This is a genomic window from Nocardia sp. NPDC050175 (assembly GCF_044459885.1).
Classification (GTDB): Bacteria; Actinomycetota; Actinomycetes; order Mycobacteriales; family Mycobacteriaceae; genus Nocardia.
In genome coordinates, this window is the sequence record NZ_JBITJI010000003.1 from 499,596 (window position 1) to 519,209 (window position 19,614).

14 protein-coding genes are annotated in these 19,614 nt (G+C 67.1%); 8 read left to right on the forward strand and 6 right to left on the reverse strand.

Going from position 1 to position 19,614, the window contains the following annotated elements; all coding sequences use genetic code 11:
- Nucleotides 1–3: 3 nt before the first annotated feature.
- Together ACIBK2_RS13290 and ACIBK2_RS13295 are read right to left on the reverse strand one after the other, a co-directional pair.
- The gene (locus ACIBK2_RS13290; protein ID WP_396966782.1) at nt 4–723 is read right to left on the reverse strand and encodes a VOC family protein; all 720 of its coding nucleotides are present in this window, start codon (nt 721–723) and stop codon (nt 4–6) included.
- A gap of 111 nt (nt 724–834) precedes the next feature.
- The gene (locus tag ACIBK2_RS13295; RefSeq protein WP_396966784.1) at nt 835–1,836 is read right to left on the reverse strand and encodes an NAD-dependent epimerase/dehydratase family protein; all 1,002 of its coding nucleotides are present in this window, start codon (nt 1,834–1,836) and stop codon (nt 835–837) included.
- Here ACIBK2_RS13295 and ACIBK2_RS13300 point away from each other — a divergent pair.
- Nucleotides 1,762–2,397, forward strand: a complete 636-nt coding sequence (locus ACIBK2_RS13300; protein ID WP_396966786.1) for a type VII secretion target — start codon at nt 1,762–1,764, stop codon at nt 2,395–2,397. The genes ACIBK2_RS13295 and ACIBK2_RS13300 overlap by 75 nt on opposite strands.
- Nucleotides 2,394–4,055: a hypothetical protein gene (locus tag ACIBK2_RS13305; RefSeq protein ID WP_396966788.1), complete on the forward strand. Its 1,662-nt coding sequence runs from the start codon at nt 2,394–2,396 to the stop codon at nt 4,053–4,055. The genes ACIBK2_RS13300 and ACIBK2_RS13305 overlap by 4 nt, the downstream gene beginning before the upstream one ends.
- Nucleotides 4,056–5,450: 1,395 nt before the next feature.
- On the opposite strand, the gene ACIBK2_RS13310 is transcribed toward ACIBK2_RS13305, so the two are convergent.
- Nucleotides 5,451–5,984 (reverse strand): hypothetical protein, encoded by a 534-nt coding sequence (locus ACIBK2_RS13310; protein WP_396966790.1) that lies wholly within the window; start codon nt 5,982–5,984, stop codon nt 5,451–5,453.
- A 146-nt stretch (nt 5,985–6,130) separates the two neighbouring features.
- Complete coding sequence (locus tag ACIBK2_RS13315) at nt 6,131–7,051, reverse strand: neutral zinc metallopeptidase (protein ID WP_396966792.1); 921 nt, start codon at nt 7,049–7,051, stop codon at nt 6,131–6,133.
- Nucleotides 7,052–7,212: 161 nt separating this feature from the next.
- Here ACIBK2_RS13315 and aspS point away from each other — a divergent pair, with 161 nt between their 5' ends.
- Both aspS and ACIBK2_RS13325 read left to right on the forward strand, forming a co-directional pair.
- On the forward strand, nt 7,213–9,039 hold the full coding sequence (gene aspS / locus ACIBK2_RS13320) for an aspartate--tRNA ligase (protein ID WP_396966794.1): 1,827 nt from the start codon (nt 7,213–7,215) through the stop codon (nt 9,037–9,039).
- Nucleotides 9,040–9,114: 75 nt separating this feature from the next.
- On the forward strand, nt 9,115–10,101 hold the full coding sequence (locus ACIBK2_RS13325) for a DUF389 domain-containing protein (RefSeq protein ID WP_396966796.1): 987 nt from the start codon (nt 9,115–9,117) through the stop codon (nt 10,099–10,101).
- Here the strand turns inward: ACIBK2_RS13325 and ACIBK2_RS13330 are convergent.
- Nucleotides 10,090–11,211, reverse strand: a complete 1,122-nt coding sequence (locus tag ACIBK2_RS13330) for a hypothetical protein (protein ID WP_396966798.1) — start codon at nt 11,209–11,211, stop codon at nt 10,090–10,092. The two genes, ACIBK2_RS13325 and ACIBK2_RS13330, sit on opposite strands and share 12 nt — an antisense overlap.
- Nucleotides 11,212–11,552: 341 nt before the next feature.
- Here ACIBK2_RS13330 and ACIBK2_RS13335 point away from each other — a divergent pair, with 341 nt between their 5' ends.
- On the forward strand, nt 11,553–12,722 hold the full coding sequence (locus ACIBK2_RS13335) for a phosphotransferase family protein (protein WP_396966800.1): 1,170 nt from the start codon (nt 11,553–11,555) through the stop codon (nt 12,720–12,722).
- A 302-nt stretch (nt 12,723–13,024) separates the two neighbouring features.
- Nucleotides 13,025–13,390: a hypothetical protein gene (locus tag ACIBK2_RS13340; RefSeq protein ID WP_396966802.1), complete on the forward strand. Its 366-nt coding sequence runs from the start codon at nt 13,025–13,027 to the stop codon at nt 13,388–13,390.
- Nucleotides 13,391–13,421: 31 nt separating this feature from the next.
- Here the strand turns inward: ACIBK2_RS13340 and ACIBK2_RS13345 are convergent, their stop codons facing one another.
- Nucleotides 13,422–15,086 carry an alkaline phosphatase D family protein gene (locus tag ACIBK2_RS13345; protein WP_396966804.1) on the reverse strand — a complete coding sequence of 555 codons (1,665 nt, stop codon included), beginning with the start codon at nt 15,084–15,086 and terminating at the stop codon, nt 13,422–13,424.
- Between the two features lie 176 nt (nt 15,087–15,262).
- Here ACIBK2_RS13345 and ACIBK2_RS13350 point away from each other — a divergent pair, with 176 nt between their 5' ends.
- Together ACIBK2_RS13350 and alaS are read left to right on the forward strand one after the other, a co-directional pair.
- Nucleotides 15,263–16,609 (forward strand): replication-associated recombination protein A, encoded by a 1,347-nt coding sequence (locus ACIBK2_RS13350; protein WP_396966806.1) that lies wholly within the window; start codon nt 15,263–15,265, stop codon nt 16,607–16,609.
- Between the two features lie 256 nt (nt 16,610–16,865).
- A complete protein-coding gene (alaS, locus tag ACIBK2_RS13355) occupies nt 16,866–19,529 on the forward strand; it encodes an alanine--tRNA ligase (protein ID WP_396966808.1) in 2,664 nt (887 codons plus the stop codon).
- Nucleotides 19,530–19,614: the final 85 nt, after the last annotated feature.

Below are 19,614 nucleotides of genomic sequence, written 5' to 3' on the forward strand. Positions count from 1 at the left end.
CTTTCAGTCGGTGGAAATTCGTTGTAGTTCATCGGCATTGGCTAGGGCGTCGGCGAGGGTTGCGCGGTCGGCCTCGGTCAGCGGGACTGCTCGAATTCGGGCGAGTAATTGGTGGGCGAGTTCGGGGTCGTTCATGCGTACGGCCAGTTCGGCGCGGAAGGTCAGGGCTTCGACGAGGTCGATCGTCGTCGCACTGTGCGACTCGCGCGCCAGGGCGCCATCGAGAATCTTGGCACCCTGGGCGTTGTCGCCTTTCGAATCCGCCAACACGACCGCGTTGTCGAAGGACTTGCGGAGCCTGCTGTGGTCCGGTTCTTCCTCGGTCGGCGCCGGGGTCAGCGGGAAGAATCGAATCCAGTTGCCGCCGGGGTCGATCACCACGAAGCCGGACAGGTTGTCGGCGTTCTTTCGCTTGCGCGGCCGGGTGATCCGGGGCGTGCCCGTGACCAGTAGCTTGCCGTGCACCGCGCGCATTCCCTCGGCGAACGAGGCGAAGAGCGCGCCGGTATCGGGGACGGCCACTATGCACGTTCCGTAGGAGTTGGCCGGGTCGAACCCCGGGATCCCACAGAATTGCAGGTTGATGTCCTCGCGGCGCATCGCCACACAGGGGTTGGGGCGCACCTGGTAGTAGGTCTGTTCGAATCCCAGCATCCGATAGAACTCGGCGATCTCATCGATCGAATTGCACGGCAATATCGGCGTCGTCACTTCGCCTGCCATCTTGCCCAGCCTCTCATTCACAGCTAGCCAAATTTGGCTAGCTGCTCAAAAATAACACCCGGTGGGCGACTAGACAAACTTGACTAGCCGCTCCGGGTGTCGCTCGAGAGGTCAGGCGATCTGCCGAGTATCCGGGGTGGCAGGGGTGGGATCGGCGAAGAAGGCGACCAGGTCGCGCACGGTTTCGTCGGTGGGTCGCGGGAGGTAGCCGAGTTCGCGCTCGGCCTTGCGGTGATCCACGACCGGAGCCGAAATCAGTGCTCCCAGTGCGGCTTTGGAGACGATGTCGGACTTGAGCAGCTTGCCGATCGGCGCGAGCACGGGGATCACGCCGGCGACGAGCTTGGGGGAGATGGAGAAGCGCGGGCCGCGCTTGCCGCTGTGATTGGCAGCAAGTCGGCAGAGGTCGAGCATCGAGATCATCTCGCCGCCGAGCAGATAGTTCTCGCCGGTCCGGCCGCGTTCGCCAGCCAGGATCAGGCCCTGGGCGACGTCGCGCACGTCGACCAGGTCGAAGCCGCCGCCGATCATCGCCGGAATGCGGCCTTGCGCGGCGTCTTTCAACGTGCGGTTGATGCGGGACAGCGGCTTGCTGTAGTCGAGGGGGCCGAACACGCCGGTCGGGTTGCACAGCACCGCGTCCAGGCCCTGGTCGATCACCTTGCGCAGCTCGATCTCGCCTGCCCACTTGGAGCGGTCGTAGACGGGGAGCGCGGAATCGGTCGAGCGCGGGGCGCTCTCGTCGATGTTGCCGCCGCAGGTGTACTGGTTGAACGCGTGGATCGAGCTGGCGTGCACCATGCGCCGCGCGCCGACCTCGAGCGCGGCCTCGGCGACCACCCGGACGCCTTCGGTGTTCACCTTCCAGGCCAGGTCGTGCTTTTCGGCGAGGGTGATCAGCGCGACCAGGTGATACACGATCTCGGCACCGTCGAGCGCGGCGCGCATCGACGCCGGATCGAGCACGTTTCCGCTCACCCAGGTGACGTTCGGCTCCTCGGCCGTCGGTGGCACCACTCGATCTATAGCCGTGACTTCGTGGCCGCGCGCGACGAGCAGGCGGAGCAGATTCGTGCCAAGGTAGCCGGCTGCGCCGGTCACTGCGACCTTCATGGCATCGAGAATATAGAACTTGTTCTAATTTGCAACACGTTCCAGTTCCTTTCCATTCCCACTGCCAACCTCGGCATTCCCTCTGTGAACGTCGCGATGGGCTCGAAAGTTGCCGGTACCGTCCGCTATATTGGGCCCATCCGTAGCGGTCATGCCGTTCGGCAATGGGCAGACGGTGACGACGAAGAAGTTCACGACACTGATGTGCACGACGATTTGGGGGGCAACTCGATGAGTGATCTCTCGGTAGAGACCGACGCGGTCCGGGCGTTCGCCGCCACGAACGCGGGCATCGCCGGTGATCTTGCGGGGGCAGGTAATTTCGACGCGGTCAAGAACGTCTCGGCACTCGTGCCGGTGTTCGGCTTGATCGGGGCGGATTACCTGGCGATGTTCGCCGCGGCACAGGTGCTGCAGGCGAAGGACATCAACGATCTTTCGGCCAAGTACAACAAGCTCTCGGAGTCCGCGTTCAGCGCCGCCGCGGCGTACGACGCGACCGACTGGTCCGGCGCGGGCGCGCTGAATGCCATCGGCAACCAGATCGGCGGCGCCGTATGAAGCCACTCGACAGCGGGGTGATCGCGCCCGAAGAACTCGCGATGGCGCACTCCGCCGACCAGCACGTGGCCATCGCCCAGCAGGCCGTGCTCGACGCGACGCACAACTCGGCGGCCCAGGCCATCCTCGATGTGCCGCTCGGCCAGGTGCCCGACGATATGCCGCCGTTCGAGCCGCCGGAGTTCGTGCTGTCCAAGCGGCTCAGCGAAGACCAGCACAACGCGCTCGGCATGCCGGGCGGTCTGCCGGGACTCAACGGCAATCAGACGCCGGACGCGCAGGGCATCTCCGGTGTCCCGTCCGATGTTTCGGCCCTGCTCGGTGACACGCACAACGCGCTGCAGCACGTCGCCGCTCCGGTGAACCAGGCACTCGACCAGGCCACCGGCGTCCTGAACGGTGCCGTCGGCTCCGCGCCGAGCACGGTCGCTGCCGCGATCAGCCAGGCCACCGCCGCCATCCCGACCTCGCTGCCCGCCCTGCCCGCCGACCCGGTCGCCGCGCTCATGCAGGGCATCTCGGTGCCCGCGCTGCCCGGCGTCGACATGCTGATCAAGCCGATCCTCGATCTGCTCAGCAGCTTCGGCTCCGGCGTCATCGGCGCGCTCGACCCGACCGCGATCCTGAGTCAGTCCTCCAAGGTCATCGACATGGCCATGCAGGTCGGCAAGGGCAGCATGACCACCGTCGAACAGCTGTGGCAGAGCCAGGCCGCGCGCAACGCGCAGGCCACCAGCCAGCAGAACAATGTCGAAGGCCAGGAAACCAGCAAGCGCGGCATCGACATCTCCGACCTCACCCAGAAGGCCGCCGCGGTGGTGCAGCAGGGGAACGGGCAATTGCTCACCGTCGCTTCGTCGTTCGCCACCCAGGCGGCCGCGATGGCGCCGGTGATCCTGACCCCGCCCGCCCAGGCCGCGCTGATGGCCTCGGCCACCGAGCACCTCGGTCAGGCCGTCGGCATCGTCAACGCCACCCGTGGCGATCTGGCGGGCAAGACGGGCGAGCTGAGCGGCATGGTGCAGCAGCTGGTCGCGCCCGGCGGCGGGCCCGCCCCGCAGGAGGTCGCGCAGGCGCTGGCGCAGAACGTCGGCCAGCCGATCCTGGAGCAGGCGCAGTCGACCGCGTCGGACACCGCGACCCAGGCCGCCGGCCTCAATTCGCCTACCGGCACGCCGAATTCGACCACGACCGCGTCGGTGACCAGCCCGAGCAGCCCGAGCACCACCAGCCACGGCGTCCCGACCGGCGTGCCGGGCAGCCCGAGCCGGACCGGCGCGGGCAGCCCGAGCAGTCGCCCCAGCACGCCCGGCATTCCGTCGATGCCCAAGGTCGCCGCCCTCCCCGGCACCAGCATGTCGCCGATCCGCCCGATCAGCGGCATCCCCGGCAGTACCGGCTTTGGCCCCGGTGCGACCGGTGCCCCGAGCACCAGCGCCGCAGGCACCGGCGCGGGCAACAGCTTCATGGGCGGCGGCGCCGGTGCCGCGGGCGGCCAGCGCGGCGAGGACGAACACTCCCGCACCGTGCAGCCCTACCAAAGCGCCACCGGCAACGACGATCTCACCGGCCCCCTCGGCGAATCCACCCCGGACGTCATCGGCGCCACCCACTCCGACGAGATCGTCACGTCGGACTACGAACAGGACCAGTTCTAACGAATCGTCCAGCACAGCCCGGCCCGAGCGAAAGTTCGCTCGAGCCGGGCTGTTCGGCGTCCGGGGTAGCGCGCGGCTCGGCCACCGCGCAACGAATCTGCACTCTCTCTCGGGATCTGCACTGGCTCTAGGGCCCTATTTCGAGTGCAGATCCCGAGAGAGAGTGCAGATTTCGACGAGCGCGCCATCCCGCGTGCGAAACCGCACCTTCCGGACTGCCTGGCCTGAAAGAACGCTCGAGAACGGTGCCACAGCCAGGCCTCCCGTCGAATCCTCACCTCCGCCAACCCGTCCCGTTGATCGTGTACCCACCCCCACACCCTTCTGTCAGGCGAACACCGTTTCTATGACCGCACCACCCGGTACAGCGGGTGTTCGGGTCACAGAAACGGTGAGCGGCCAGAACAAAGGGTGCGCATCGGAGCCCCAGCGACCCCGAAAACGTCCACACGACACGCTTATTCCTTCGAAAGCGCTCGAGAACAGCACCACAGCCAGATGACCACGCTGGAACGCGACATCACGCACCTGACCGGTAACTAAGGTCGGGGACCCCACCTCACGTGCCCAGCACTACTCCGGTCATCCGATGAACCAGTCGAAAACCTCGGGGACAGCACACCACCGGAGATCTCTCGGTACACCAACGCGGACCAGTACACCCAGAGACCCTCGGAAAGGTGGACCTTTCCGGGCAAGTGCTTCTTAGGACTCCGCAGGTGGGGCAGTTCATAGAAGCTGAAGACCTGTCCACGTTTTCCCGTGAGTAGTGTGGTCGCGTCGCCTGCCGTACCCGGCTTTAGGTGTGCGTCAGGTGCGCGATGTCGCGTTGCTGAGGTGGTCATCTGGCTGTGGTGGCGTTTCGAGAGCCCAATAATCAGCGAAATCTCGGCTTCCGAGGTGGTGAAGCTACCGCCGTACACCCGCTGTGTCGGCCCCACACTCAGTACAGGCGGTGTGGGGCTGACACAGTGGGTGTACGGATGGGTTCTCACGTCGCGATCGGGTTGCGTCCCAAGCGCTTTGGCCAAGCACGAAGTAGTCAGCGGGTCGGCCCGTCGAGTGATCCGGTGGTGGTCGCTGCGCATGAATTGTGCAGCCGCGCACGAAATTGCCAGCAATACCGTGCGCGGCTGCATAACTCGTGCGCGGGAGGGCGTCATCGCTGTTGGCAGCGTAGATCTGCACTCGGTCTCGGGATCCGCACTCGCTCTCGGGCCCTAAAGCCAGTGCCGATCCCGAGAGAGAGTGCGGCTGTTGGCGACAACTGTTCGGGGGTAGTGACCGTTGCTGTGCTGGTCGCGAATTCTTGCGCTGCGCACGGATTAGCGCGCCGCGCATGAGATTGCCGGGGATTTCGTGCGCGGCGGGCGAATGGGTGCGCGGTGGGTGGGGTTAGGCGTCTTGGACGAAGGCGTCCAGGAGTTTGCGGTAGAGGTCGGTGAACCGCTTTCGGGCGGCTTGTTGTTCGGGGGCCAGGCCCTCGGTGAATTCGGGGGCGTAGACGACCAGGTGGGCGTCTTCTTCGGGGGCTTGGGGCATCAGGTCGATGATCTGACTGCCCTGGTCGGTGATGTTGGGCATGCCGAAGTCGACGGTGGCCAGGGCTCGGGTTTCGGTGAGGGCGGCGGCGAGCACGTCGGGTGGGATGTGGCCGCTGAGTTTTTGCGGCAGGTTGTCCGGATTGCGGTCCGAGGCAACGGCATCGGGGATCTTTACGGCTCGTCCGTCGCTGGACACCTCCAGCTGCGGGCGCAGGTCGACCCGGGTCTGCCAGCCGTTCGGGATCTTGGTGAGGGTGAGCAGGGCCATCGGCGCCGAGATCGGCCCGTGCACGCTCGGCTGATCGGCCGGCTCGGCGGTGGCGGTGCCTGCGCCGAGCGCGAGCGCCAGCATGGCAACCAGCAGTGCGGCTTTCGTTCGTCGCATGGATCGCAACCTCCCTGTCAATGAAAACGCTCCGCTGACATCGCACAGGGATGTCAGCGGAGCGTCAAATCCGCGCGTGGCGAATGTCAGCGAGTCGCGGTCGGCGCAGTCGTGTTGTCCGCCAACCAGATCGGCGAGCGGCCGGTTCAGCGCAGGCCGGGCGGATTCGTCAGGTCGCGTGCCGAGTACGTATCGCAGGCCTTGACCTGTCCGGTCCGGTATCCGGTGAGGAACCAATTCTTCCGCTGCTCGGAATTGCCGTGGGTGAACTTCTCCGGGTTCACCCGGCCCTGCGCGGCGCGCTGGATCCGGTCGTCGCCGACCGACGCGGCCGCGGACAGTGCGTCGTTGATGTCGTTGTCGGACAGCGGGTTCAGGAACGGCGGGCCACCGCCGACGCCGGGCGTCTTGTCGGCGAAGTGTGCCCACAGGCCCGCGTAGCAGTCTGCTTGGAGTTCCGTGCGCACCGCGCCGGAATTCGCGCCCTGCGGATCGCGCTGGGCGCGGTTGATATCGCCGAGCTGGTTCTGGATGTGGTGACCGAACTCGTGCGCGACCACGTACTCCTGGGCGAGCGGGCCGCCGCTCGAACCGAAGCGATCCACCAGCTCCTGGAAGAAGCTGACGTCGAAGTAGGCGGTCCGGTCGGGCGGGCAGTAGAAGGGGCCGACGTCGCTGGTCGCGTTGCCGCAGCCGGTGGCCGTCGCGCCGGAGAACAGGTGCAGATTCGGTTGCACATACTGCGTGCGCGTCTGCTTCGGCAGCTGATCGGTCCACACCACGTCCAGGCTCTGTGCGGTCGCGATCACCCGGCAGTCGACGTACTTGTTCGCGTCCTCGCCGGTCTTGCAGTGCGCCGGCGTGCCCGCGCCGGGCTGGGATTGCTGCTGGTCTTCGGCACCGGTGAACTGGCCGAGGATCGAACCGGGGTCACCGCCGAGCAGCAGGGTGAGCACCAGCACGATGAGGCCGCCCGCGCCGCCGCCAAGTGCGATCTTGCCGCCCATCCCCGGCCCGCCGGAGGACGCCCGATTGGGATCGATCTGCATGCCCTCGTTGAACGTCATCGTCGTCGCTTTCTCGTTGTCGCCACGGCTCGGACATACCCAGCCGATACAGCTTCGCACGGGTGTGGCGACATCGGTTTCCACTCGACGGATGTGTCTCACTACGATGGGACCGCACCTGGTCATATCGTGCCGGTGCCGGAGTCGTCGAAAGGAACCTTGTGCTGCGCACCCACTTGGCTGGTTCGCTGCGAAGCGAGCATGCCGGTCAGACCGTGACCCTCACCGGATGGGTGGCCAGGCGGCGTGACCACGGTGGCGTGATCTTCATCGATCTGCGCGACGCGTCGGGAGTGTCGCAGGCGGTGTTCCGCGAGGGCGAGCCCGCCGAGCAGGCGCACCGGCTGCGCGCGGAGTACTGCGTGCGGGTCACCGGCGTGGTGGAGCTGCGTCCGGACGGCAACGAGAACCCGGACCTGCCGACCGGCAGCATCGAGGTGAACGTCACCGAGCTCGAGGTGCTCAACGAGAGCGCGCCGCTGCCGTTCCAGCTCGACGAGCAGCCCGGCGAAGAGGCGCGGCTGAAGTATCGCTACCTGGATCTGCGCCGCGAAGGCCCGGCGCATGCGATCCGGCTGCGGTCCAAGGCGAACGCCGCCGCCCGCGCGGTGCTGGCCGACCACGAGTTCGTCGAGGTGGAGACGCCGACGCTGACCCGCTCGACCCCGGAGGGCGCCCGCGACTTCCTGGTGCCCGCGCGCCTGCAGCCCGGCAGCTTCTACGCGCTGCCGCAGAGCCCGCAGCTGTTCAAGCAGCTGCTGATGGTCGGCGGCATCGAGCGCTACTACCAGATCGCGCGCTGCTACCGCGACGAGGACTTCCGCGCCGACCGCCAGCCCGAGTTCACTCAGCTCGACATCGAGATGGGCTTCGTGCGCCAAGACGATGTGATCCTGCTCGCCGAGCAGATCCTGGCCGGGCTGTGGAAGCTGATCGGCTACGAGATCCCGACCCCGATTCCGCATATGACCTACGCGGAAGCCATGCGCCGCTTCGGTTCCGACAAGCCGGACCTGCGGTTCGGCATCGAGATCACCGAGTGCGCCGAGTACTTCAAGGACACCCCGTTCCGGGTGTTCCAGGCCGACTACGTCGGTGCGGTCGTCATGCCCGGCGGCGCGAGCCAGCCGCGGCGCCAGCTCGACGCCTGGCAGGAGTGGGCCAAGCAGCGCGGCGCCAAGGGGCTGGCGTATGTGCTGATCCAAGAGGACGGCACGCTCGGCGGCCCGGTCGCCAAGAACCTGAGCGACGCCGAGCGCGACGGGCTGGCCAAGCACGTCGGCGCGGTGCCGGGCGACTGCGTGTTCTTCGCGGCCGGTCCGGCCAAGGCGCAGCGCGGGCTGCTCGGGGCCGCGCGCGCCGAGATCGCCCGCAAGGTCGGCCTGATCGACGAGAACGCGTGGGCGTTCGTGTGGATCGTGGACGCGCCGATGTTCGAGCCCGCCGCCGAGGCCACCGCGAGTGGCGATGTGGCGCTTGGGCATTCGGCGTGGACGGCGGTGCACCACGCGTTCACCTCGCCGAAGCCGGAGTCGGTCGACACGTTCGACACCGACCCGGGCTCCGCGCTCGCCTACGCCTACGACATCGTCTGCAACGGCAACGAGATCGGCGGCGGCAGCATCCGTATCCATCGCCGCGATGTGCAGGAACGCGTCTTCAAGGTGATGGGGATCAGCCTGGAGGAGGCGCAGGAGAAGTTCGGATTCCTGTTGGACGCCTTCGCATTCGGCGCACCGCCGCACGGCGGCATCGCGTTCGGCTGGGACCGGATCGTCGCCCTGCTCGCCGGGCTCGACTCGATCCGCGAGGTGATCGCGTTCCCGAAGACCGGCGGCGGCGTCGACCCGCTGACCGACGCGCCCGCCCCGATCACCGAGCAGCAGCGCAAGGAGGCGGGTTTGGACGCCAAGCCCGCGCCGAAGGGCGACAAGGCCGACGCGAAAGGCGACAAGGCCGACGCGAAGGCGGACAAGCCGGCCGAATAGCCGGACGAACGGTACCTTTCGGACAGTTCCGACCCGTCGACCCGCGCCGGGCGGCACTGACCACGAGGGGATCCGTTGCTGCATCTGCGCATGATCAGCCCGTCGGAGACGACCGACGAGGTGCTGGCCGTGCTCGCCGCGAATCCAGGTGCCACGCATGTGACCCTGGCTCGCGGCGTCGCGGTCGAACCCGCCGGTGATCTGATTCAGGCCGACGTCGCGCGCGAAGCGGCGAACGAGGTGCTGGCCGAGCTGACCGAGCTCGGCATCTGCAAAACAGGCGGCATCACGCTCGGGCCGGTGGAGACCGTGCTGTCCGAGGCGGGGGACCGAGCGGTCGAAGCGGCGCCCGGCGATCCGACCGACGCGGTGGTGTGGGACGAACTGCTCGCACAGGTACACGAGGAGTCGACGCTCAACTCGACCTTCCTCGCGTTCCTCGCCATCGCGTGCCTGCTGGCCGCGATCGGTGTTGCCACCGATTCGCCGGTGACCATCGTCGGCGCGATGGTGGTCGGTCCGGAGTTCGGACCGCTCGCGGCGTTCGCGGTCGGGTTGGTGCGCCGGGACTTTCGGCTCGCGCGCCGGTCGGCGATCGCGCTCGCGGTCGGGTTCCCGGTGGCCATGCTGGTCACCCTGGCCGCGACGCTGGTGTGGGAGCAGTTCGGCTGGATCACGTTGAACGGTGTGGAAAGCGTCAAGAACGTCGACTTCATCTATGAGGTGGGGCCGTTCTCGTTGGTCGTCGCGCTGCTGGCGGGCGCGGCGGGCATGCTCTCGCTGGTGACCGCGAAGTCGGCGGCACTGATCGGTGTGTTCATCTCGGTGACGACCGTGCCCGCGGCCGGATTCGCGGTTGTCGCGGCGACGGTGGGGCAGTGGCACATCGCGTTCATGTCCGCAGGTCAGCTCGCGGTGAACCTGGCGGGGATCATCACGGCCGGAGTGATCGTGCTCGAACTCCGGCCTCGCGCGGGGAGCGAGGCCGGGCCGGTGGCGCGGTTTCAGCGGTGGATCGGAATGCGTGCGCTAACAGACAAATCCGACATTTCAGATCGGTGAGACGGGGCCGCCGGTCAGTGTGCGGTAGGCGTAGGTCACCGCCATGACCGCGACGGGTCCCGCGACCAGCAGGCCGAGTCCGCACAGCAGTGCGCCGACGAAGGTCACGAATAGGACAGCGAGCGCGAGCAGCAGCACCGGCCACACATTGGTGACCACCAGGGTCGCGCTGGACTTGATCGCCTCGAACGGACCCTCGTTCTGATCTATCACGAAGTGCAGCGAGAACATGCACAGCACGCCGACGACCAGTCCGGGCAGGATGCAGATCGCCGCTCCGATGAAGCTCAGGATGAACGACAGCAGGGCGGTGATCAGCACATTGCCCGCATTCAGGAAACGGAAGTACGACCCGAAATGGGGTTTGTTGCCGTCGGTTTCATACAGCGCGCCGCGCACCATCGCGGCCTGTAGCAACCACACAGCAGCCAGCACGGCGAGGAAGATCAGCAGCAGCGGGAGCATCGTCGTCGGGTCGGTGAGCTGCACGACGAGCACGAAACCGAGATAGATGACGAGCCCGGCCGCGATGACGCCCATCCACGGTCCGGGATTCGAGCGGAACTTCTCCCAGCCGTAACTGAGCGCTTGACCGACATCGAGGGTGCCGGGGGCGGAGGCGCCCTGCTGGTAACCGTAGGTCGGTTGCTGTCCGGTCCCCGGGTCCTGCGGCATCATGCCTGGTTGCATGTCGTACGGCTGGTTCCCTTGTGGCGGCATCGATCCCGGTGGCATCGAGCCCGGTGGTGGCATCGCACCTGGCGGCATAGTGCCAGGTGGCGGCGTGCCGGGACCGGTACCCGGCGGACCGTAATTGGGTGGTGACGCGTAACCGGGCTGGCCGGTGGAACCCGGCTGGGTCGAGTAACTGGGCGGGGGTGCGGAACCGGGTTGCGGCGAGTAACCAGGCGGGGGCGCGGAACCGGGTTGCGGCGAGTAACCAGGCGGGACCGCGGCACCGGGCTGGGCCGGATGACCAGGCTGGGCAGCATAACCCGGCTGCGCCGACTGCTGCGGAGACGCCACCGGCGGCGGTGGCTCGACGGGTTCGTTGCCGTACTGCGCCGCGCCCGGACCTTCGAACTGCGGGTATCCGGCCGGCCCAGCCATCTCGTGGCGACCCTGCCCGGCGCCGGTGTCCGGTGTTTGTGGAGTGTGACTCTCGTGTTGCCCTGGCCGTGCCGCGTAGCGTTCGTCGTCTCCGTGGTCGGGAGCGTCGCCAGCTGATTCGTGGGGCGGGGGAGGCGGTGTGCCGGTCATGCCATAGACCTTTCCACTCAACTGGTTTGCGGTGTGGCGCAGAGCAGTTGACGATGAGAAAACCTGACGAGTGCAATCGTGTCAAGCAACCCGCGCTCGTCCCGTAACCTCGAGGGAGACACGCCGAACGACGCGGAAAGGTTGTGTATCCGCTCGCTAGAAGTGACCTGATGCGAGTAACTTGAAGGGCGATGACCGCACTATTGGCCGAACGCGCCGCCGAAGTCGTGTCCGCAGCGCAACAGTTGCTCACAAAGCGAATGGGTGCTCCGGTAAAGCTGAGCGATCCGATCGAACTCAGCGGTAGTGGTAGAACGACGGTTCTCCGTGTGCGTGTTGCGGAAAACGCCTTCTCGTTACCGCGGACCCTGATCGTGAAACAAGTTCGCGGACACTCGCATGACCGCACCACGGGCGGTCTCGCACCCGGAGTCGCCAGCATCGACTCCGCGTTCCTGCGTGAAGCGGTGTCGTATCAGTTCACCACCGCGTTGAGCCGCGAACAGCGGCCCGGTGCGTACCTGATCGCACACAGCCTGCCCGAGCGGTTGCTGATCCTCAGCGATCTCGGCGAGAACTCGCTGCTCACCCAGATGCTGCAGTCCGGCGCCGAGCCGGCCACCAGGAACGGGCTGATGGCGTTCGCACAGGCGCTCGGCCGGATGCATGCGGCGACCGTCGGTCGCGAGGCCGATTTCGTTGCGCTGCTGCGTCGTGTCGATGTGGTCCATCGGGTCGATGGCATTGCTCAGCAGGCCGAATCCGCGATCGCCGAGGTGCCGGGACTGCTGCAGCGGGAGTTGGGCATCGAGGTGCCCGGCGAGATCGCCGAACGGATCGTGCGCGGTAACCGGCTGTTCTCCGCCGGGCGATTCCGGGCGTTCAGTCCGTCGGATCTGTGCCCCGACAACGTCATTCTCAACGAGGAGGGCGCGCGGTTCCTCGACTACGAGTGGGGTGGGTTCCGCGACGCCACGCTCGACATCGCCTATGCGCTGGTGTCGTTCCCGGGTTGCCTCTGCGACTTCGAACTGTCCAGGGAACGTGCCGGGCAGATGATCGAGGCGTGGCGCTCCGAGGTGGTCGGGGTGTGGCCCGCGCTCGCCGATGACGAGATCATGTCCGAGCGGATCCTCGAGGCCCGGCTGATCTGGGTGTGGTTGTCCACCTACTGGTTCCTGCCTGCGGACCATGCGCGGATCGCGGCGGCGCGGGAGCACGGGTTGTCGGTGCCTCGGTCGGAGGCGTTGATCAATCGCTGGGCCGCGTTGGCCGAGGATGCGCGGTGCACCGGGGACGATATCGTCGGCGACTTCGCCGAGGATGTCTCGGCGATGCTGGAAGAGCGCTGGTCCGAATAGAATTCGCGGGAATTCTTTCCCTTGCCGTTGTCTGAAAGTTTTTGTCTGCCGCTGTGTTCGTAGTGAACGGATAATGCGGGAAATCCGATTTCAGTCAGGCTGAAGGTAATTGAGGCGGGCTTGATGCACGCCTTTTGATTTCCCGCACGCTGACTCGCCGCACTGACACGCGTGCGGATGTCGGAAGTCGTGCGGCTGCGCCGGAAAAACATCGGAGACCCTGTAATCGGGGGCGGTGGTTGTCCGTCGGTGGCAGTACGCTGGGGTGTTCTAGACCACGGGGTTCGAGAGGGGTGGTCACAGTGAACACTGTGCTGTTGGTAGTCGTCGTGGCGATTGTCGTCGCCGTCTTGCTGGCGGTGATCGTGAGTCGGCGGAGACGCCTTCGGCTGGCCGAAGACTTCGACCAGTTGACCCGCGCCCAGCAGTCCGGCACCGCGCTGAGCTCGCAGATCGCCAGTCCGCGAACCCGGCGTCGTCGCAGGCGGGGGTCCGCAGGCGGTGGTGACGGCAGCAGCTGGGCCCTGGGCGGTATCGGGTTGTTCGGCGGCAGCGATGGCGGTCACGGACACGGCGGTCACGGCCACGGTTGTGGTGGTGGCCACGGCGGCGGCTGCGGCGGTGGCGGCGGTTGCGGCGGTGGTGGTGGTTGCGGTGGCGGGTCGTAGCGAACGCTCAGTCAGCTGACCGGACGCCTCGTCAGCTCACCGGTGCCGGGCGTGGTTCCAGTCGGCCGCCGGAGCGGACGGCGAGTGAAGTGGCGTGGCGGACACCGGAATTCGGGTCTGTCACGTCGGTGAGGTAGAACCAGTCCATCTGGGTCTGGTCCGGGGTTACCTCGAGTACGCCGTAGCCGTGGGAGTCGAGTTCGACGTAGCGCATGTGGCGGTTGATGCCCTTGATCGACTCCGCGATCGGTGCCGAGTTGAGTTTCAGCATGTCGCCGATGCTGGTCGAGGTGATCGATGGGACGACGAACTCGGCGCCGACCGTGTTGCCCGCGGGGTAGTTGGCGGTGTCGGCGGGGAGGTCGGCGGCCCAGGAGGAATGGATGTCGCCGGTGAGGAAGACCACGTCGGAGACCTGCTGTTCGGTGATCGCGCGGAACAGACGCTGACGGTCGGCGGTGTAGCCGTCCCACTGGTCGCCGTTCACCGTCAGGCCGGACTGTGGGATGCCGAGGGTGCTGGTGATGGCCGCGGTGGTGGCGGGTTCGAGCGGCGGGAAGACCAGTGGGGCGATCATCACCGAGTTGCCGACCAGCTTCCAGCGGACCGGCGCGGACGCCAATCCTGCGGTGAGCCAATCCATTTGGGCCTTGCCGGTGATGGTGCGCGCCGGGTTGTCCGCCTCGCGCCAGCCCGCGCCGGGCTTCGCCTCCTGATCGCGGTAGCTGCGCAGGTCGAGCATGGACAGTTCGGCCAGCGTGCCGAAGCGGAGCCTGCGGTAGATCTGCACATCCGCGCCGGAGCCCTGCGCGCGCACCGGCATCCATTCCAGGTAGGCCTGCGCGGAGGCGGCCCGGCGGTCCCGCCAGTTGCCCTCGGTGACCGGGTCGTGGTTGTTCGCGCCGCCGGACCAGGAGTTGTCGGCGGATTCGTGATCGTCCCAGGTGCAGATGAACGGCTGGCGGGCATGCAAATCCAGCAGATCGGGGTCGGTCTTGTACTGCGCGTGGCGAATTCGATAGTCGGCCAGGCTGACGGTCTCGTTCGCCGGATCATGCGGGCGCACAGTGCCATTGCGGCCGCCGTACTTGCCGCGACCGTACTCGTAGATGTAGTCGCCCAGGTGCACGATGGCGTCGAGGTCGGTCCGCGCGGCCAGGTGGCGGTAGGCGCCGAAGTACCCGGCCTCCCAGTTCGCGCAGGACACGATGCCGAAGCGGAGGCGCTCGGGTGCGTCGGAAATCGCGGGCGCAGTTCGCGTGCGGCCGATCGCCGACGTCTCACCGAGCGCGGTGAACCGGTAGAAGTAGACGGTGCCCGGCGCGAGCCCGGACACATCGACCTTCACCGTGTGGTCGGAAGACGCTGCGGCCGTGACATTTCCGGACGCCGCGAGCACACCGAACCGCTCATCCTCAGCGACTTCCCAACGCACGCTTGCCGATTCGCCCACACCCGAACCAGGCGCCGCGTCATCGGACACGGTCACGCGGGTCCAGAGGATGACACCGTTCGGCAGCGGATCGCCGGACGCGACCCCGTGCCGGAACACCACACCCGCCGCCTGCGCAGGCGCGGCCGTCAGCAGCGCCGTCGCAGTGGCAACCGCCCCACCTTTCAGCAGCGTGCGCCGCGCGAACGGTCCGAACGGAGAATCTGAAACGGTCACGTTTTCAGCCACGGGTACTGATCCCATCCGATGTCCGCCCGCCACGCAAATCGGCCCGCCGAACCCAGCCCAGAGTCATCGAACGGGATCTGACGGCGGCCCGCTCGGCGTGTCCCCGCCACCACGTCCCTTTCGGTGCCTGCGCGGCCGCGGCCCGGGCCGTCGAACGGGCTTGTCGGTGGGCGTCGGTAACGTTGCGCGGTGTGACCGATGGCTTGTTCGACGTGCCCGGCGACGGGGTGCCCGCAGAGCACAGCATCGACAATGTGGTGCGGCGGGATTCCGGCGCGCCGCTTGCGGTGCGGATGCGGCCTGCGTCGTTGGACGAGGTGGTCGGGCAGCAGCATCTGCTCGGGCCGGGGTCGCCGTTGCGGCGGCTGGTCGAGGGGGCGGGGGCGGCGTCGGTGCTGCTGTACGGGCCGCCCGGCACGGGTAAGACGACGCTCGCTTCGCTGATCTCGCATTCGACGGGGCGGCGGTTCGAGGCGCTGTCGGCCTTGTCGGCGGGCGTGAAGGAAGTGCGCGCGGTCATCGATGTGGCGCGGCGCAGGCTGTCGAACGGCGAGCAGACCGTGCTGTTCATCGACGAGGTGCACCGGTTCTCCAAGACGCAGCAGGACGCGTTGCTCGCCGCGGTGGAGAACCGGATCGTGCTGCTGGTCGGCGCGACCACCGAGAATCCGTCGTTCTCCGTGGTGTCGCCGCTGCTGTCGCGCTCGCTGGTGCTGCAACTGCAATCGCTCACCGAGGACGACATCCGTCAGGTCCTGCAGCGCGCGATCCACGACCGGCGCGGGCTGGACGACCAGTACACGGTGTCCGACGAGGCACTGGACCACATCATCCGGATCGCGGGCGGTGACGCTCGCCGCGCACTCACCGCGTTGGAGGCCTCGGCCGAATCCTCCCTGGATGGCACCGTCGGTGTCGAACTGGTCGAGGCCAGCGTGGACAAGGCCGCCGTCCGCTACGACCGGGCAGGCGACCAGCACTACGACGTGATCAGCGCCTTCATCAAGTCCATCCGCGGCTCCGACGTCGACGCCTCGCTGCACTACCTGGCCAGGATGCTCACCGCGGGGGAGGACCCGCGTTTCATCGCACGCAGGCTGATGATCCACGCCAGCGAAGACATCGGGATGGCCGATCCCACCGCCCTGCAAACCGCCACCGCGGCCGCGCAGGTCGTCCAGCTGGTCGGTCTGCCGGAGGCTCGTCTCGCGTTGGCGCAGGCCACCATTCATCTCGCGAGCGCCCCGAAGTCGGGCGCCGTGATCGCCGCGCTCGGCGCCGCGATGGCCGATGTCGCGGCGGGCAAGGCGGGCGCGGTGCCGCCGCACCTGCGCGACGGCCACTACGCGGGCGCGGCCAAGCTCGGCAACGCCCAGGGCTACAAGTACCCGCACGACAACAAGGACGGCGTGCTCGCCCAGCAGTATCCGCCGGACCAGCTGGTCGGTGTGAACTACTACCAACCCACCGATCACGGCAACGAACGTGAAGTCGGCCCCAGGGTGGACAAATTGCGCCGGATAATCCGCGGAAAGTAGGGGCGTACCTGGCCCTTTGCTCCGGCCAGCTGACGCCGCGAACGCAGGGTCGGCTCGCGCAGGAACAGTCGACTGTGAAGGTGGGCTTATCTCAGCGTCCACGCCGCCCATACGCCCTCTGAACGGACTACGCTGACTGCGCGCCCGCTAGACAAACGACCGACGCAGCGGGCAGGTCGCCGCAAAATAGCCCGGTGGCCAAGACCACCCGAGTCGATGAAAAACCATGTGCACCGCACCGGTAGGCTGGATATCTGTGCAGACCCACGAGATTCGACGGCGCTTCCTGGACCATTTCGTCCGTGCCGGGCATACCGAGGTACCGAGTGCCTCGTTGATCCTGGCCGACCCGAACCTGCTGTTCGTGAACGCAGGCATGGTCCAGTTCGTGCCGTTCTTCCTCGGTCAGCAGACCCCGCCGTATGCGACCGCGACCAGTGTGCAGAAGTGCGTGCGCACCGGTGACATCGAGAACGTCGGCATCACCACCCGGCACAACACCTTCTTCCAGATGGCGGGCAACTTCAGCTTCGGCGACTACTTCAAGCGCGAGGCGATCACCTTCGCCTGGTCGCTGCTGACCAACAGCGTCGAGGACGGCGGCTACGGCTTCGATCCGCAACGGCTCTGGGCCACCGTCTACCTCGATGACGATGAGGCCGAGCAGATCTGGCTGTCGATGGGCGTGCCCGCCGAGCGCATCCAGCGCCGCGGCATGGCCGACAACTACTGGTCGATGGGCATCCCCGGCCCGTGTGGCCCGTGCTCGGAGATCTACTACGACCGCGGACCCGAATACGGCATCGAGGGCGGCCCGGAGGCCGACGAGGATCGCTACATCGAGATCTGGAATCTCGTGTTCATGCAGAACGAGCGTGGCGCGGGCATCAGCAAGGACGACTTCGAGATCCTCGGCCCGCTGCCGAAGAAGAACATCGACACCGGCATGGGCGTCGAGCGCGTCGCGTTCCTGCTGCAGGGCGTCGACAACGTCTACGAGACCGATCTGCTGCGCCCGATCATCGACAAGGCCGAGGAGCTGACCGGCCGGTCCTACGGCGTCACGCACGAGGACGACGTGCGGTTCCGGGTGATCGCCGACCATGCGCGCACCGGCGCCATGCTGATCGCCGACGGCGTCAACCCCGGCAACGACGGCCGCGGCTACGTGCTGCGCCGCCTGCTGCGCCGGATCGTGCGTTCGGCCCGCCTGCTCGGCGCGGAGAAGCCGGTGATGGGCGAGTTCATGAAGGTCGTCAGCGACCTGATGTCGCCCTCGTACCCGGAACTCGCCACCGATTTCCGGCGCATCGAGACGGTCGCGGTCGGTGAGGAGACGGCGTTCCTCAAGACGTTGAACACCGGCTCGACGCTGTTCGACAACACCGCCGCCGCGGTAAAGGCCAAGGGCAGCAACACGATTGCGGGCACCGACGCCTTCACCCTGCACGACACCTATGGCTTCCCGATCGACCTCACGCTGGAAATGGCTGCTGAGGCGGGTCTTTCGGTGGACGAGGACGGCTTCCGGTCGTTGATGGCCGAGCAGCGTAAGCGGGCCAAGGATGACGCGCAGGCCCGCAAGCATGCGCACGCTGATCTGACTGTTTACAAGGAACTGGTCGACCGTGGCGCTACCGAGTTCACCGGTTTCGACGAGCTGACCTCCGAGGCCCACGTGCTGGCGCTGATCGCTGATGGCGTGCGGGTTCCCGTCGCCACGGTCGGCCAGGACGTCGAGGTGATCCTGGATCGCAGCCCGCTCTACGCGGAGTCCGGCGGCCAGATCGCCGACCGTGGTTCGATCACCGCCGCCGGGGTGAAGCTGCGCGTCAACGACGTGCAGAAGATCGCCAAGAAGGTGTGGGTGCACAAGTCCACCGTCGAGCAGGGACAGCTCACCGAGGGCGATGTCGTTCTCGCGCAAGCGGATCCGGCCTGGCGTCGCGGCGCCACCCAGGGCCACTCCGGCACGCACATGGTGCATGCCGCGTTGCGTCAGATCCTCGGCCCGAACGCGGTGCAGGCCGGTTCGCTGAACAAGCCGGGCTACCTGCGTTTCGACTTCAACTGGCAGGGCCAGCTTTCCGAGCAGCAGAAGTCCGAGATCGAGGCTGTGTCCAACGACGCGGTGAGCGCGGACTTCCCGGTGAACACCTTCGTCACCGACTTGGCCAAGGCCAAGGAGATGGGCGCGATGGCGTTGTTCGGTGAGAACTACGGCGACGAAGTGCGTGTGGTGGAGATCGGTGGTCCGTTCTCGATGGAGCTGTGCGGTGGTACGCACGTGCAGCATTCCTCGCAGATCGGCCCGATCACCGTGCTCGGTGAGTCGTCGGTCGGTTCCGGTATCCGTCGGGTGGAGGCCTTCGTCGGTCTCGACTCGTACCAGTACCTGGCCAAGGAGCGTGCGCTGCTGGCCGGTGTCGCGTCCTCACTGAAGGTGCCCTCCGACGAGGTGCCCGCGCGGGTCGAGCAATTGGTCGAGCGGCTCAAGGTTGCTGAGAAGGAACTCGAGCGCACCAAGATGGCTGCGGTCTTGTCCTCGGCGGGCAAGTTCGTCGAGGAGGCCGAGCGCATCGGTAGCGTGCTGCTGGTCGCTGTCGCCGCGCCCGAGGGCGTGCCTGCGGGCGATCTGCGCACCCTTGCCACCGATATTCGTGGCCGGTTCGGCACAAATCCTGCCGTGGTGGTGTTGCTGGGCAACGCTGACGGCAAGGTGCCGTTCGTGGTGACCGTGAACAAGGGCGCCCAGGACCTCGGCTTCAAGGCCGGCGATCTGGTCGCGGCGTTCGGTCCGAGCATCGCCGGACGCGGTGGCGGCAAGCCGGAAATGGCGCAGGGCGCCGGTTCCGATCCGTCGGGCATCCCGACAGGTCTTGCTGCGGTCCGCGCTCGGGTGGCCGAACTGGCCGGGTGATGGCGGACCCCGATAGTCCCGAGAGGTCGGCGCCGCACGGTGCCGACCGGCCGAACTCTGATAGTTCCGCGAAGTCGCCGCACGG